We start from the raw sequence: 13,039 nt of genomic DNA, 5'->3' as shown, positions 1-13,039 counted from the left end.
CCTCATTATGAGAAAATTATTCATACCCGTTTTTGCCATCATGACGCTGGTGAGCGCCTGCAAAAACGACTATCTCGATTTTACGTATACCGACGGAAACATCCGGGACGAGAACGACATCTGGTCGTCGGACCGCAACACCCGCGGATTTCTGAACAACGTGTACTTCGGCCTGCTGAACCGGTACAACCTCGACGGCAACGGCTCGATGCTGTCGCAGGCGTCCGACGAAGCGGTGAACTCCAACCTCACGTCGTCGATCAATATTTTCAACAACGACACCTGGGGTTCGCTGCGGACGAATGACGACCAGTACGCCAACATGTACAACTACATTCGCCGGGCCAATATCTTTCTGGAAAAAGCGCCCGAAAGCGGCGTTACTCCGGCTTCGGACATTCCGAAACTGCGCGGCGAGGCGTTTTTCCTGCGGGCCCTGTTCCACTTCGAACTGATGCGGCGCTACGGCCCCATCGTGCTGGCGACCAAATCTTTTACGCTGTCCGACGACCTCGATCTGCCGCGCAGCACGGTGGATGAGGTGGCCGCCCAGATTGCGCGGGACTGCGACTCGGCCGCGGCCGTCCTCACCCCGTCGCTGGTCGATCTGGGAGCCGGTGATAAAGGCCGTGCCACGGCTACGGCGGCTCTGGCCCTGAAAGCCCGGACGCTGCTGTACGCGGCCAGCCCGCTCAACAACGAAGGCAACGACGTTACGAAGTGGCAGCGGGCCGCCGATGCCGCCCGGGCCGTGGTGGCGACCGGCAAGCACAACCTGCTGACGCAGGCGCAGCTGCCGAACCTCTGGAACTACGGCACGCTGGCCTACAACAACGAGGTGATCTTTGCGACCCAGGCCGACAACAACAACACGCTCGAACTCAACAACGCTCCCATCAGCTACGACGGGGCGCGGGGCCGTACCAATCCGACGCAGGAACTGGTGGACGCCTTCGACGTGCGCTCGACCGGCAAGCCCATCACCGACCCGACCTCGGGCTATAACCCGGCCAACCCGTACGCCGACCGCGATCCGCGTCTGGCGCTGTTCATCATCACCAACGGGCAGACCTTCAAGGGGCGGGCCGTGGAGACCTTCGAAGGGGGCCGCGACCGGGTGCCGACCAATGTCAACAGCACCAAGACGGGTTACTACATGCGCAAATTCATGAGCGAAAGCGCCTTCTGGGGCGTCGGTTCGGCCATCAACGTGCGTCGTCCGTGGGTGATGTTCCGCTATGCCGAAGTGCTGCTGAACTATGCCGAGGCGCTCAACGAAGCCCAGGGACCGGTGGCCGACGTCTATTCTGCCGTCAACCAGATCCGGGCGCGGGTGGGCATGCCCGCCCTGCCGGCCGGCCTGACCAAAGACCAGATGCGCGAACGGATTCAGCGGGAACGGCAGGTAGAGCTGTGTTTCGAGGAACACCGCTTCTTTGATGTGCGTCGCTGGAAGCGGGGCGAACAGCTGTTCAACCGGCCCGTTACGGGCATCAAAATTACGCGCAACGGCACGGCCCTGACGTACGAGCGGTTTGAGGTGGACCGCCGGATTTTCAACGCCAAGATGTACCGCTTCCCGATTCCGCAGGTGGAACTCAACCGCGCGCCGAAAAACCTGAAGCAGAATCCCGGCTGGTAAGCTCCAGCCAATAGCTTCTTCCTTAAACCGCCCCCGGACTTTCCGGTGGGCGGTTTTCTTTTGTTAACGGTTCACTGCCTTGTTTCACCGGTTCACCTGGTTTCAGATACCGGTCGTTTTCAAAATTTTGGCGGGGCTTCGGGACGCCGCTATGTTTGACCCAGCTTTCACGAAAATCTTCCTGCAACATGACTACTGAACAGATTTCACTGGTAAAACAAACCTTCGGACTGGTGGCCCAGCTTCCGGCCGAAACGGTAGGCAGTTTGTTCTACGCCCGGCTGTTTTTCATCGCCCCCGAGGTAAAGCCGCTGTTTGCCCGGACGACGACCCCGGAGCAGTCCCGCAAGCTGCTGACCATGCTTGGCTACGTCATTGCCCGGCTCGACCGGCTGGACGACGTTCTGGACGAAGTAGCCCAGTTGGCTCGCCGCCATGTCCGCTACGGCGTGCAGGACCGGCATTACACCTACGTGGGCGAGGCGCTGCTCGACACGCTCGAAACCGGCCTGGGCACCGTCTGGACCGACGATGTCCGCGACGCCTGGGTGGCCTGCTACACGCTGCTGGCCTCGGCCATGCTCGCCGCCACCGACGAAGCCGTTCCGGTTACACGCTAACCTTCTGTCTTATGGTTTTTCTGCGCTTGTGCTGGACCATCGACGCCTTCGCCCTGTGTTTCGTGCTGTATTTGTTTGTTTCCAATCAGCGTCCAGCCCCTACGGGACCGGGTTATCAGGCGGGCTGGCTGATGCTCACGGCGTTTCTCTGCCTGGGCCTGTTCGCCAGCGCGTTTCTATACCTCCAGCAACAGCACGTGCTGGCGCTGCTGACGGCCGCCGTTCCTACCACACTGGCGCTGCTGACGGGTTTGTGGCTGATTTTTTATTCGCTGGCCGGAACCGATCAGCGCTGGCGTTAAGGGGTCGCAACCGGTCGATAGAGGGAGGGGTCTTTTTTGGGTAAAGCAAAACCAAAGCGGTAGACGAATGTTTACTAACGTATCATTCTACACCAACGGATTTATGCTCAACGAAGTCAAAAAACCCAAAACCAAGGCCTCCGCTCGGAACGGAGCCTCCGAAACCGAAAAGGCCGAACCGATTCTGAACCAGCAGGGACATATTCTTCAGTCGTTCGGCACGGTGCTGCAACGGGTGCCGCTGGCGCTGGAGGAAGACGTGCGCAAAAACAGCGTCAACGACCTGAACCAGATTCTGGCCGATACGATTACGCTCCGGGATTTGTACAAAAAGCACCACTGGCAGATTGTCGGCCCGACGTTCTACCAGCTGCACCTGCTTTTTGATAAACATTACGAAGAACAGAACAAACTGGTCGATGAGATTGCCGAGCGCATCCAGCTGCTGGGCGGGCTGAGTCTGGCGATGGCCGCCGACATTGCCGAAACGACGCGCATTCCGCGTCCGCCGCGGGACCGGGAGGAAGTGCCCGTGCAGATTTCGCGCCTGCTCGAAGCGCATGATCTGGTGCTGAAACAAGTCCGCGAAACGGCGCAGCGGGCCGCCGAAGCGGGCGACGACGGCACCAACGACCTGCTGGTCAGCCAGGTGCTCCGGACCAACGAACTTCAGGCGTGGTTCCTGTACGAACACGTGGTGGAAACGCCGGTGGTTCGGGCGGAATAACGCGTCATTTTACCGGGTTAAACAGCGAAGAGCGGAGCCGAACGGAGTTTTTCTCCGCCTGACTCCGCTCTTCGCTGTTTAACCCGGCGACACAATCGTTCTTACTCTTTCTTCTCTTCGGCCGCCGCCTTGATCGGCACCTTCCGCACGCCCTCTGATTTCCGGCCTTCGGTCAGTTCCAGCAGTTTCAGGCCCAGCAGCCCGCTTATGGAGCCGTCGGTGGGGTTGTTGCCGCCGTTGATGATGACGTCCGGGATGATGCGGATACCGCCCTTGCCGATTTCCTCCGTGATTTTGAAACGGGTAAAGTTCTCGTCGCCCATCGCTTTGACCTGAAGCTCGTAAGCCTCGGCGGTCGAGCGGCCGATGGCGAGGATTTTTTCGGCTTCGGCCGTACCGGTTTTGGCAATGCGCTCGGCTTCGGCATCGGCGGTCAGCTTGGTCGCTTCGGCCTGGGCGGCGGAGCGGCGTCTGGTGGCTTCGGCCTCGGCTTCGGCGCGGATTTTGGTGGCTTCCGACTCGGCGCTGACCTGAAGTTTGAGGCTTCGGGCCTCCCCTTCGCTCTTTTTGACGGCGGCATCGGCGGTGCGCTGGGCAATCTCGACGCTCTGCTGCGCTTTGACGACCTCGCGCTGGATGTCGGCCAGGGCCGTTTCGCGTTCCATGCCCTGCCGTTTTTCCTGCGCCATCCGCTGGGTTTCGTAGGTCTTTTCCTCTTCCTGCGCAATCTTCCGGTCGGTCAGGGTTTTCATCAGCGAATCCGGCGGCACGATGTCCCCGATGAGCGTGTCCACGGCGTTGACGTTGTAGACTTCCAGCACGTTGCGGATGTGTTCGCGGGCGGCCTCCTGCCGTTCTTTCCGGGTGCTGAGGAAGGCGATGACGTCGCTGTCCTGGGCCGAGTTCCGGAAGTAGTTGCCGATGGTCGGTTCCAGCACCTGCGACACGAGGTTTACCATGCTGCCGAACCGGGCGATGACCTTCGGCGCTTCGGCTGCCGGGATGTGAATGATCTGCGCCACGTCGAGGTTGAACGGAAACCCGTCTTTGGAACGCACCGTAATCGTCGACAGATTGCTGTCCAGCGCGTGCGACTCCGAGCGGGCGTTGGCCCAGTTCAGCACCAGGTTCGTGGTCGGCACTTTTTCGACTTTCATCGTAAACGTGTTGATGGGGTATTTGCCCGGTCCCAGCGGTTCCATCCAGACGCCGCGGTAGCCTTTGCGGACAATGTTGCCGTGTTTGAAGGTGTCGCCCGTCAGGTCCTCGCCGTCTTCCCCGATGTACGAAATCACGACGCCGACATGGCCGATGGGCACCTCCGTCATCGGAATTTCTTCAATCTGCACCGCCCAGGGGTTGATGTAGTACGAACCCGCCAGCACCACCTGCGGCTGCAGGCCCCGGTTACCGCCGTTCTGGAGAAACAGGTCTACGTCCTGGAAGTTGTTATGCCCGTCGACCTGCCGCCCGGCGATTTGGCCGGGTAACAAAGGGGCACCGTCGAGGGTGGTGATGATGCCGACCATGTTTTCGCGGATGACGGTCATGTCGGCCACGGTGACGGTGAAGGCGTAGGTGTTGATCCGGTACGTCCCCGGCGTCAGCAAGGCGGTCTGGCGGCCTTTCTGCCCGCCGTTTAGCAGAAACGCTTCGGTATCCTGAAAATTGTCGGAGTGAATCTTGCGGCCCAGGATATTCCCCGTCAGCAGTTCGGCCCCGTCGTTGGAGAGCACCAGCCCGATTTTGCCTTCCGGAATGACCGTAAACGGCTCCATCCTGACGCCGTACTGCCAGGGAAACATCCACCAGTACAAGCCCGGCGCCAGCGTTTTGGCCTGAAATCCGGCTTCGCCTTTCGTGGCGATGATGCGGCCGTCGGGCAGTTCGCGGTTGGTGCCTGTGAGCACGAACTTCTTGGTAACCAGCCCGATCCGGTCTTCCGGCACGATGACCATGCCGAACAGGAACCGAAGTATCCATTTGTACAGAAAAAGCGCAATCAGAACGGCGGGAATCAGCAGCCACCCGCCAAAGGAGGTAATGATGTCCATGTGTTTTTTGTGTTAACGTGGTTAAGAAATGAGAAACGGTCAGTAAGCAGCCGCTGCGTCTATCCGGGTTTGCCTGTATGACGCGCCACCCTCGCCCCGTCCTCCACGACGAGACCGGGATCGACGAATGGCTTGGCTGCCAGTACGTAAGCACGAAAATTTTGGGGAGAAGAAAAAGTGTAGTGGCCTACATGGGAGTGTGTTGCGTGGTTGTCTTCAGGAGACGGGGCGAAGGTACGAGAACGGAGAGGTGGGTCGGTAGCGAGATTAGAAGAATGGTTTCCGGAATCGGGGACTGGCGGCGGGATTTGATGAACGGAGAGCGGTTTGTGAAGAATCCGGTTTAGGAAAACACCTTCAATGCCAACGCCGGTTCACGCCCACGCCCGCTCCAGAAACGCCACCCAGTTGCGCCAGGCGAACTTCTCCACGTCGGCTTCCGACCAGCCCCGCGCCCGCAGCATATCCGGCAGGCGGCTCAGGTCGGCAATGGTTTCGAGATCGCCGGGGCACTGTTCTTTGCCGAACGCCCCGTCGAGGTCGGAGCCGATGCCCACGTGGTCGGCGTTTCCGGCCAGCTGGCAAATATGGTCGATGTGGTCGAGGATGTGTTCCAGCTTCAGGCCGGTGTTTTGGGGTGTCGAACTGCCGCGCACCCAGCCGGGAATCATCATCCAGGCATCCAGCGCCGCGCCGATGACCGCCCCGCGTCGGATGAGTTCCCGCAACTGCTCGTCTGAAAACTGCCGTTGGTGCGGCACCAGCGCCCGGACGTTGTTGTGGCTCGCCCAGACCGGGCCGCGGAAGATGTCGAGCGCCTCCCAGAAACAGGTGTCGCAGAGGTGCGTGGCGTCCAGAATGATGTTCAGCCGTTCCATTTCGCGCAAAAGCTCCTTTCCGATTTGCGGCAACGGCCCTTCCGAGTCCGTGCCAAAGGCGTACGTGCCGGGGCCGTAATGCGCGGGTCCGATGGCCCGCAGGCCACCGGCGTAGGCTTTTTCCAGATACGACAGGTTGACGAGCGAATCGGCCCCTTCCAGACTCAGCACGTAGCCAATGGGCGGGGCTGCACCATTTCGCCCGCTGCTTCCATCGCCTCGTACCAGGCCAGTTGTCCCTGCGTCTGCGCCCAGGCCTGGGCGGGCGAGTGCCAGCCGGGAATTGGGTTGCCGGGCTTGACGTACCGGGCGATCTGCGTCGCCACGCAAAGACCGATGCCACCCTCCCGCATGGCCGCCAGCGAAACCACGCCCCGGCCGCGGTCGGGCTTGTCGGTCAGAGGAGCCTCCCGCTCCCGAATCGCGGCAACCGGTTGCGTCAGGTCCCGGTTCCATTCGAGGGCGTTCATGGAAAGATCAAGGTGAGCGTCGAAAAGCAACATAGTTAGTTAAAAATTAAGAGTTAAAAGTGAAAAATAAGGGCGGAGCCCTTCCGTAATGGCGGGCTACTTTTAACTCTTAATTTTTAACTTTTAATTATCACCCGATACATCTCGTCCGCTACCATCTGGTTGCCTGTTTCGTTGAGGTGGACGCGGTCGGTGGTCAGGATGCCTTTTTCGGCGTTCTGGGCGTTGTTTTTGAGGTTGTAGTCCATGAACGTTTTCCGCAGATCGACGAGCGGGAGGCTGTACTTAGCGGCCAGTTCGCGGATGAACCGGGAGTACTGGTTCAGGTCGCCGTCCTGCTGGTTGGAATTATCGGGGCGTTCGCCGATGGCGGCGGGCGTGACGAGCACGATTTTGGAGCCGGACGCCTGAATTTTCCGGATCAGGGCGTCGTAAAACTTCACGAACTTGTCCGGATCGGTGCCTGTCCCGTAGCTGCTTTTATGCCAGACATCGTTGACGCCGATGTAAATGACCGTCACATCCGGCTTTTTGGCAATCACGTCCTCTTCGACGCGCAGATAGAGGTCATACACCTTGTTTCCGCCGATGCCCGCGCCGATCAGTTCGTAATCGGCGGCTTTGTTCTCCTTCGCCAGCCGGTCTTTCAGCCGGGTAATGTAACCGCCGGCACCGACCCCGGCCTGGGTAATGGAATCACCAAAAAAGATAATGCGGGTAGGTTTCGCCGACTGCATAGCCAGCGCAAAAAAAGCGAACAGGATGAGAGAAAAAGTACGCATGGGAACGGTTTGCAGGTGATGGTTTAGGGTTTAGGGTTTATCGTTTAGGGTTGCTCCGCTGAATCCGACCTGGCGGAGCAACCCTAAACGATAAACCCTAAACTAATTTCAATACGTAAGCCGACGGCGGCGCGCATCTACTGTCCAGCGCTCGACGGCTTCGTTTTCGCGGACCACCTGCACTTCGTCGTGCAGCGCCACCGTCGGGCAGATGTGGTACGGGATGCCGTAAAGCACGTCGCCTACCTGCAAAGCCTCCGCGTTGGGCACCCGCAGGACGAGGTGTTCTTCGCTCTGGCCGATCACTTCGTAATTCTCCAGGTTCAGGAACCGGACGCGCTTCGGCAGCGGGTTTTCGGCGGCAACCGACTTGTGTCCCAGATCGGTCGTGACGATGCCCGGAGCGGGTTTCGAGATGACGCGGGTCATCAGCACGGCGGCCCAGTCGAAAGGCTGCTCGGTCAGCAGGTCGTCGTAGCCCCAGTCCCAGAGCAAACAGGTGCCCGGGCTGCACCAGGCGTTCGGACGGTCGGAATGGACCGAAAACGTGGGGGTGCCGCCGACGATCAGGGCGGGCCGGGTGCCAGTTTCGGTCTCCAGGCGGTCGATGATGGCCTCCAGCGGAGCCAGCCCGGCGTCGGCCTGGTCCTTCCGGACGAACAGATTCGGGTCGCGGAGGTGCCCGTCGTAGGCGTGAAAGCCCCGGAAGTCGAAACGCGGGTCGTCGTGCAGCCAGCGGGCGAGGTTTTCGAGGTCGCTGTTGGCCGGGTGGCCGGTGCGGTTCATGCCAACGTTGACGTCGAGGTACACGATCGGTCTGTACAGCGAGTCGGCGAAAGTAGCGGCCAGCTCCTCCGCCGAGCCTTCATTGTCCACCAGCGACGCCCATTCCACCCAGTTATAGGCTGTCACCAGTTCACGGAAGCGGATCAGTTTCGGTCCGGTCAGCTGGTAGGCCAGCAGCACGTGGCGCGCGCCCGTGTCGGCCAGCATTTCGGCCTCGGCGATGGTCGCGCACTTGAACTTGTCGATGCCCGCATCCACCTGCATGGCCACCACCTCGTCCATTTTATGCGTCTTGACGTGCGGAAACAGCTTGTCGGCCTCGCCCTTCACCATGTCGAGCATGACCTGAATATTCCCGGCGATGCGGTCGGGGTAGACCAGCAGCGCGGGCGAATCAATCTGTTGGGGATTCGTGAGTTCGTACCACATGGAAATTGAATGACTGAATTTTGAATGATTGAATGATTGATAGGCAGTCCGCCGTTGCGCTGACCGGCGGCTACCAATCTATCACAGCGGCGGCGGACCGCTCATTCAATTCATCAATTAATTTAATTCAAACACCGCCTCGATCTCGACCGGGATATTTTCGGGCAGCGAGCCGAAGCCCACGGCGGAGCGGACGCCCACGCCAGCCTCTTCGCCCCATACGGCGAGGAACAGCTCACTACAGCCGTTGATGACGTACGGGTGGCGCTCAAAATCCGGCGTGGCGTTGACCATGCCGAGGACCTTGATGACCCGTTTGATGCGGTCGAGGCTGCCCAGATTTGCTTTGAGGGTGGACAGAATGGCCAGCCCGACCTGCCGGGCGGCGAGTTTGGCTTCGTCGGCATCCATATCCACGCCGACTTTGCCGATGATGCGGCTGCCGTCGTCCTTGACGGTCCCGTGGCCGGAGACGTAAATGAAGTTATCGACGATAAGGCAGGGTTTGTACACGCCCATCGGTTTCGGTGCGGGCGGCAGGGAAAGGTTGAGGGCAGCGAAAGCTTGTTCGGGAGTCATTTCGTAACCCGGAAGGGCATTCCGGGCGTTTGATTGATACTAATTTTCGGATAGTTTAGCACCCGGCTCGAAACCGGGACCCGTTGGTTCGGGCGGGTGAAGATAGACAAAAGGGGGAAGTTTGGGAAGACGCCGGGCGTGAGGATGACGCATTCTCAACAGCCCTCAGGCCCGGTTTTACCGCGTCGACATAACTTGCCTCGGGTACGTAGCGTCCTCAGGGCGGCGCGACGTGCGTATCTTTATGCACTCTAGGCAAGGCCATTTAACTTTTAACGCTGAACGAAAGGTGGATAACTTATTACAGATCGGGGCAGAAGCTTTGAAAAAAGCGGCTTTAAATGAAGAAGCCAAACGCTTTCTGCTAACCAACGACAAACTTTTCCAAACGCTGAAAAAGGCCGCGGACCGCTACATCGGCGGCGAATCGCTGGAGGAAGCGGTTGTTTCCATAAAAAACCTGAATCGTCTTGGCTTTTCCGTAACCACGGACTACATGGGCGAGAGCATCCGGAACGAAAAAGAGGCCAGCGACGCCACGGATGAATTTGTGAACCTGGCGAAAGCCGTGCGCACCGGGAACCTCCACTCGTCCATATCGCTGGACTTATCGCATATCGGCTTGCTGGTATCGAAGGAACTGGCCCGGCAGAACCTCGAACGAATCTGCCTTGAAGCGGCCCAGGCCGGACAGGAGGTCATCATCAGCATGGAAGGCACCGACCGGACCGACGCCATCCTTGATCTTTACAAAGAAACGCTGAAAACCCATGCCAATCTGGGCATTACCCTGCAGGCGTACCTTTTCCGAACGAAGGACGATTTCAAGGAGCTGGTTCAATTGCCGGGGAGTATCCGCCTGGTGAAGGGAGCGTACAATACGCCGGTGGGAGCTTCCATGCCGAGAGGTCCTGAACTCGACGACAGTTATCTGGCTTATGTCGACCAGCTCTTGTCGAAAAATCATCCCTGCTCCATTGCCTCCCACCACGAGAAAATCCACGAAGCGACCGTTTCGCTGATCGATACGTATCGACCGACCAACTATGTTCTCGAACGATTGCTCGGCATCGGCAACGAAGAGCTTGGCCTGTACAGGGACAGAGGCTATAAGTGCCGAATCTACGTCGTGTATGGCAAAGAATGGTATCTGTATCTGTGCAATCGCTGGGCAGAGTACCCGCTGAACCTGTTCCGAGGACTGGCGGATATGGTGGGGTGAGCCGTGCTCGCATCCGGCATCCCGGTCCCGACGAACCGGCAAAACGGGTTTTAGCGGGCATCGAAACGCTCGCCTCCGGGCACCCTCAAACCGGCAGATAAATCACAAACGTGGACCCTTCGCCGGGGCGGCTGTGGGCCGTGATGTAGCCGTGGTGATTGTCTACCACCCGCTTGCAGATCGCCAGCCCCATGCCGCTGCCTTCGTACTGGGTCTTGCCCACCAGCCGACTGAACATCTGGAAAATCCGGTCGAGGTACTTTTCCTCAAAACCGATGCCGTTGTCGGTCACGCTGATCCGGTAGAACGTCTGGGTGTGCTGGTCCTCGTGGGCGTCGGGCGACACCAGCGACGAATGCAGCACCTCGGCCGGAATGTCGGCAAAGGCGACCGGCTCACACGCGATGGTGACGTGCGGACGCACGCCGGGCAGCACGTACTTCAGCGCGTTGCCGATCAGGTTGCCAAACAACTGCTGCATCTGCATCTCATCGCCGTGAATCTCCGGCAGCGGAGCCAGCTCGACCTGCGCGGCCAGCTCGCGGATGCGCAGCTCCTGGTCAGAAAGCACCCCGTCCACCACCTGCCGCAACGACACCGACCGGAAAGGCCGCTGCCGGGTCGTCAGCTGCGAATAGGTCAGCAGGTCGCGCACCAGCTCCGACATCCGCTGCGAGGCGGCCTGCATCCGACTCAGCAGGGTCCGGCCGTCCTCGCCCACCAGCTCGCCGTACCGGGCTTCGAGAATATCGCCGAACGACTGGATTTTGCGCAACGGCTCCTGCAGGTCGTGGGAAGCCACGTAGGCAAACTGCTGGAGGTATTCGTTGGAACGGAGCAATTCGCTGTTGGCCTGCTGCAGCTCGCGGGTGCGCTCGGCCACCTTCTGTTCGAGGTACTCGGCAAACAACTTCTGGTCGTGAATATCGGCGTCGGCCCCCAGCCATTTGATGATCACGCCCTCCGCGTCCCGGATGGGGAAGGCATAGCAGTGATGCCAGCGGTACTGTCCGCTGTGGTGGCGCAGCCGCGCTTCGTAAACGAACCCCTCCCCCTTCGCCCAGGCGGCGGCCCATTTCTCTGCCACCATCGGCTGGTCATCCGGATGGAGGATTTTCTGCCAGTTTCCGGGTTGTAGCGTGGGCAGCCCCGAATACCTTTCCCACTGTTTCGAGCTGTATTCCGGCTTGCCGTTGGCGTCGGCCATCCAGACCATCTGCGGCAGCGTTTCGGCGATGAGCCGGAAGCGGTTTTCGCTTTCCCTGAGGGCTTCTTCCGCCTTTTTGCGCGCCGAAATGTCTTCGACCACCGAAATAAAGTAAGCGGGCGAGCCGTCGGGGTGGCACATCAGGGCGACCGTCAGATTGATCCAGATCAGGGCTCCGTTCTTGTGGAAATAGCGCTTTTCGAGGGAATAGGTCGCTCGTTTGCCCTTCAGCACGTCGTGCAGATATTCCAGATCGGTATGCAGATCGTCCGGGTGGGTAATTTCCTGAAAGCTGGACCGCAGGAGTTCGTCCCGGGTGTAGCCGACAATCTGACAAAGCCGGTCGTTGACCGCCAGCCAGTTGCCGTCCAGGCCCACGTGGGCGATGCCGACGGCCGCGTTTTCGAACGTACTGCGAAACTGGGCCTCCCGGAGTTCCAGCTGCCGGGCGGCCTCGGTCTGTTCGGTAATGTCGGTATTAGTGCCCGTCACGTACACCAGTTCACCGGCTTCGTTGTAGAGGTTCCGGCTGCGGCTCTCGACCCACCGGATGGCGCCGTCTTTTCGCCGGATGCGGAACTGAACCTTGTAGTCCGTTTTTTCAGTGATGGCCTTTTCATTGGCCTCCTGAATGGCGGGCATATCCTCGGGCAGGATAAACTGAATGAAATGCTCCATGGTGCCGTCGAACTCGCCTTCTTCCAGGCCGTAGATCGCTTCCTGTTCGCGGCTCCAGGTGATGATGTTCTGCTGAACGTCCCAGTGCGCCACGCCGACCCGACCGGCGTTGATGGCCACATCCAGCTGGTCTTTGGTCTGCTGCAGAAGCCGTTCCCGTTCTTCGGCATTCTGGCGGAGCTGTACTTCGGAGGTGATGTCATAGCCGGCGCACAGAATCCCGACGACCTTCCCGGCGCTGTCCCGGACCGGCGTCAGCACAATCTTATGGATTTCGGTGTCCGGCTGGCCGTTGCGCTGTACCGGCACGTCTACCTCCGGCCGCACCACCGGCTCACCGGTCTCAAGTACTTGTCGAAACAACTCGCCTTCCAGGCCGCTGCGGCGGGCGGGGAATACCTCAAAATAGGACTTGTCCTGAACAGCCTCGCGGGTCCTGCCCCAGACGTCCAGCAGCGGCTGATTGATAAGGGTAATAATACACGCCTCCCCTTTCAGCAGCAGAATTGGATTCGGGAGCTGTAGCAGCAGATGATACGATTCCAGCCCGTCCGGTTCGCCCCGGGCAGCGATGGGTCTGGATGTGCTGTTCATGGTAAGTGACGTGTAAGGATATTAAGTTACAAACTTACCTATTAACCAGCCCAACACTAACCAAATGGT

Annotated in this window: 11 protein-coding genes and 1 pseudogene; 5 read left to right on the top strand and 7 right to left on the bottom strand. The window is 59.6% G+C overall.

Features of this window, described 5'->3' with window-relative positions; genetic code table 11:
• The first annotated feature begins 7 nt into the window (after positions 1-7).
• On the top strand, positions 8-1,642 hold the full coding sequence (locus ORG26_RS19750; protein ID WP_266364854.1) for a RagB/SusD family nutrient uptake outer membrane protein: 1,635 nt from the start codon (positions 8-10) through the stop codon (positions 1,640-1,642).
• Positions 1,643-1,664: 22 nt separating this feature from the next.
• On the opposite strand, the gene ORG26_RS19745 is transcribed toward ORG26_RS19750, so the two are convergent.
• Positions 1,665-1,832, bottom strand: coding sequence for a hypothetical protein (locus ORG26_RS19745; protein WP_266364852.1), 168 nt, complete (start codon positions 1,830-1,832; stop codon positions 1,665-1,667).
• On the opposite strand from ORG26_RS19745, the gene ORG26_RS19740 reads away from it, so the two are divergent.
• The 3 genes from ORG26_RS19740 to ORG26_RS19730 all read left to right on the top strand — a co-directional run bounded on the left by ORG26_RS19740 (position 1,831) and on the right by ORG26_RS19730 (position 3,291).
• The gene (locus tag ORG26_RS19740) at positions 1,831-2,262 is read left to right on the top strand and encodes a globin domain-containing protein (RefSeq protein WP_266364850.1); all 432 of its coding nucleotides are present in this window, start codon (positions 1,831-1,833) and stop codon (positions 2,260-2,262) included. The genes ORG26_RS19745 and ORG26_RS19740 overlap by 2 nt on opposite strands.
• Positions 2,263-2,273: 11 nt before the next feature.
• Entirely contained in the window at positions 2,274-2,564 is a 291-nt protein-coding gene (locus ORG26_RS19735) for a hypothetical protein (RefSeq protein ID WP_266364849.1), read from the top strand.
• 67 nt (positions 2,565-2,631) lie between these two features.
• A complete protein-coding gene (locus ORG26_RS19730) occupies positions 2,632-3,291 on the top strand; it encodes a Dps family protein (RefSeq protein WP_266364847.1) in 660 nt (219 codons plus the stop codon).
• 101 nt (positions 3,292-3,392) lie between these two features.
• Here ORG26_RS19730 and ORG26_RS19725 read toward each other — a convergent pair whose 3' ends face one another.
• From ORG26_RS19725 to ORG26_RS19705, 5 genes and pseudogenes are all read right to left on the bottom strand, one after another.
• Complete coding sequence (locus ORG26_RS19725; protein WP_266364845.1) at positions 3,393-5,345, bottom strand: SPFH domain-containing protein; 1,953 nt, start codon at positions 5,343-5,345, stop codon at positions 3,393-3,395.
• Between the two features lie 374 nt (positions 5,346-5,719).
• Positions 5,720-6,726, bottom strand: a pseudogene (locus ORG26_RS19720) (dipeptidase).
• An 83-nt stretch (positions 6,727-6,809) separates the two neighbouring features.
• Entirely contained in the window at positions 6,810-7,475 is a 666-nt protein-coding gene (locus ORG26_RS19715; protein WP_266364843.1) for an SGNH/GDSL hydrolase family protein, read from the bottom strand.
• 108 nt (positions 7,476-7,583) lie between these two features.
• On the bottom strand, positions 7,584-8,690 hold the full coding sequence (locus ORG26_RS19710; RefSeq protein ID WP_266364841.1) for a D-TA family PLP-dependent enzyme: 1,107 nt from the start codon (positions 8,688-8,690) through the stop codon (positions 7,584-7,586).
• 117 nt (positions 8,691-8,807) lie between these two features.
• Entirely contained in the window at positions 8,808-9,269 is a 462-nt protein-coding gene (locus ORG26_RS19705; protein ID WP_266364839.1) for a RidA family protein, read from the bottom strand.
• Positions 9,270-9,558: 289 nt separating this feature from the next.
• On the opposite strand from ORG26_RS19705, the gene ORG26_RS19700 reads away from it, so the two are divergent.
• Positions 9,559-10,491, top strand: a complete 933-nt coding sequence (locus ORG26_RS19700; RefSeq protein ID WP_266364837.1) for a proline dehydrogenase family protein — start codon at positions 9,559-9,561, stop codon at positions 10,489-10,491.
• An 85-nt stretch (positions 10,492-10,576) separates the two neighbouring features.
• Here the strand turns inward: ORG26_RS19700 and ORG26_RS19695 are convergent, their stop codons facing one another.
• Positions 10,577-12,970 carry a PAS domain-containing sensor histidine kinase gene (locus ORG26_RS19695; protein WP_266364835.1) on the bottom strand — a complete coding sequence of 798 codons (2,394 nt, stop codon included), beginning with the start codon at positions 12,968-12,970 and terminating at the stop codon, positions 10,577-10,579.
• Positions 12,971-13,039 lie beyond the last annotated feature (69 nt).

Source organism: Tellurirhabdus rosea (assembly GCF_026278345.1).
GTDB lineage: Bacteria > Bacteroidota > Bacteroidia > Cytophagales > Spirosomataceae > Tellurirhabdus > Tellurirhabdus rosea.
This window is presented reverse-complemented; position numbering and strand designations above follow the sequence as displayed.

Coding starts and splice junctions, on each gene's coding strand:
- ORG26_RS19750 (WP_266364854.1), top strand. CDS start 8: ATGAGAAAATTATTCATACCCGTTTTTGCCATCATGACGCTGGTGAGC.
- ORG26_RS19740 (WP_266364850.1), top strand. CDS start 1,831: ATGACTACTGAACAGATTTCACTGGTAAAACAAACCTTCGGACTGGTG.
- ORG26_RS19745 (WP_266364852.1), bottom strand. CDS start 1,832: ATGTTGCAGGAAGATTTTCGTGAAAGCTGGGTCAAACATAGCGGCGTC.
- ORG26_RS19735 (WP_266364849.1), top strand. CDS start 2,274: ATGGTTTTTCTGCGCTTGTGCTGGACCATCGACGCCTTCGCCCTGTGT.
- ORG26_RS19730 (WP_266364847.1), top strand. CDS start 2,632: ATGTTTACTAACGTATCATTCTACACCAACGGATTTATGCTCAACGAA.
- ORG26_RS19725 (WP_266364845.1), bottom strand. CDS start 5,345: ATGGACATCATTACCTCCTTTGGCGGGTGGCTGCTGATTCCCGCCGTT.
- ORG26_RS19715 (WP_266364843.1), bottom strand. CDS start 7,475: ATGCGTACTTTTTCTCTCATCCTGTTCGCTTTTTTTGCGCTGGCTATG.
- ORG26_RS19710 (WP_266364841.1), bottom strand. CDS start 8,690: ATGTGGTACGAACTCACGAATCCCCAACAGATTGATTCGCCCGCGCTG.
- ORG26_RS19705 (WP_266364839.1), bottom strand. CDS start 9,269: ATGACTCCCGAACAAGCTTTCGCTGCCCTCAACCTTTCCCTGCCGCCC.
- ORG26_RS19695 (WP_266364835.1), bottom strand. CDS start 12,970: ATGAACAGCACATCCAGACCCATCGCTGCCCGGGGCGAACCGGACGGG.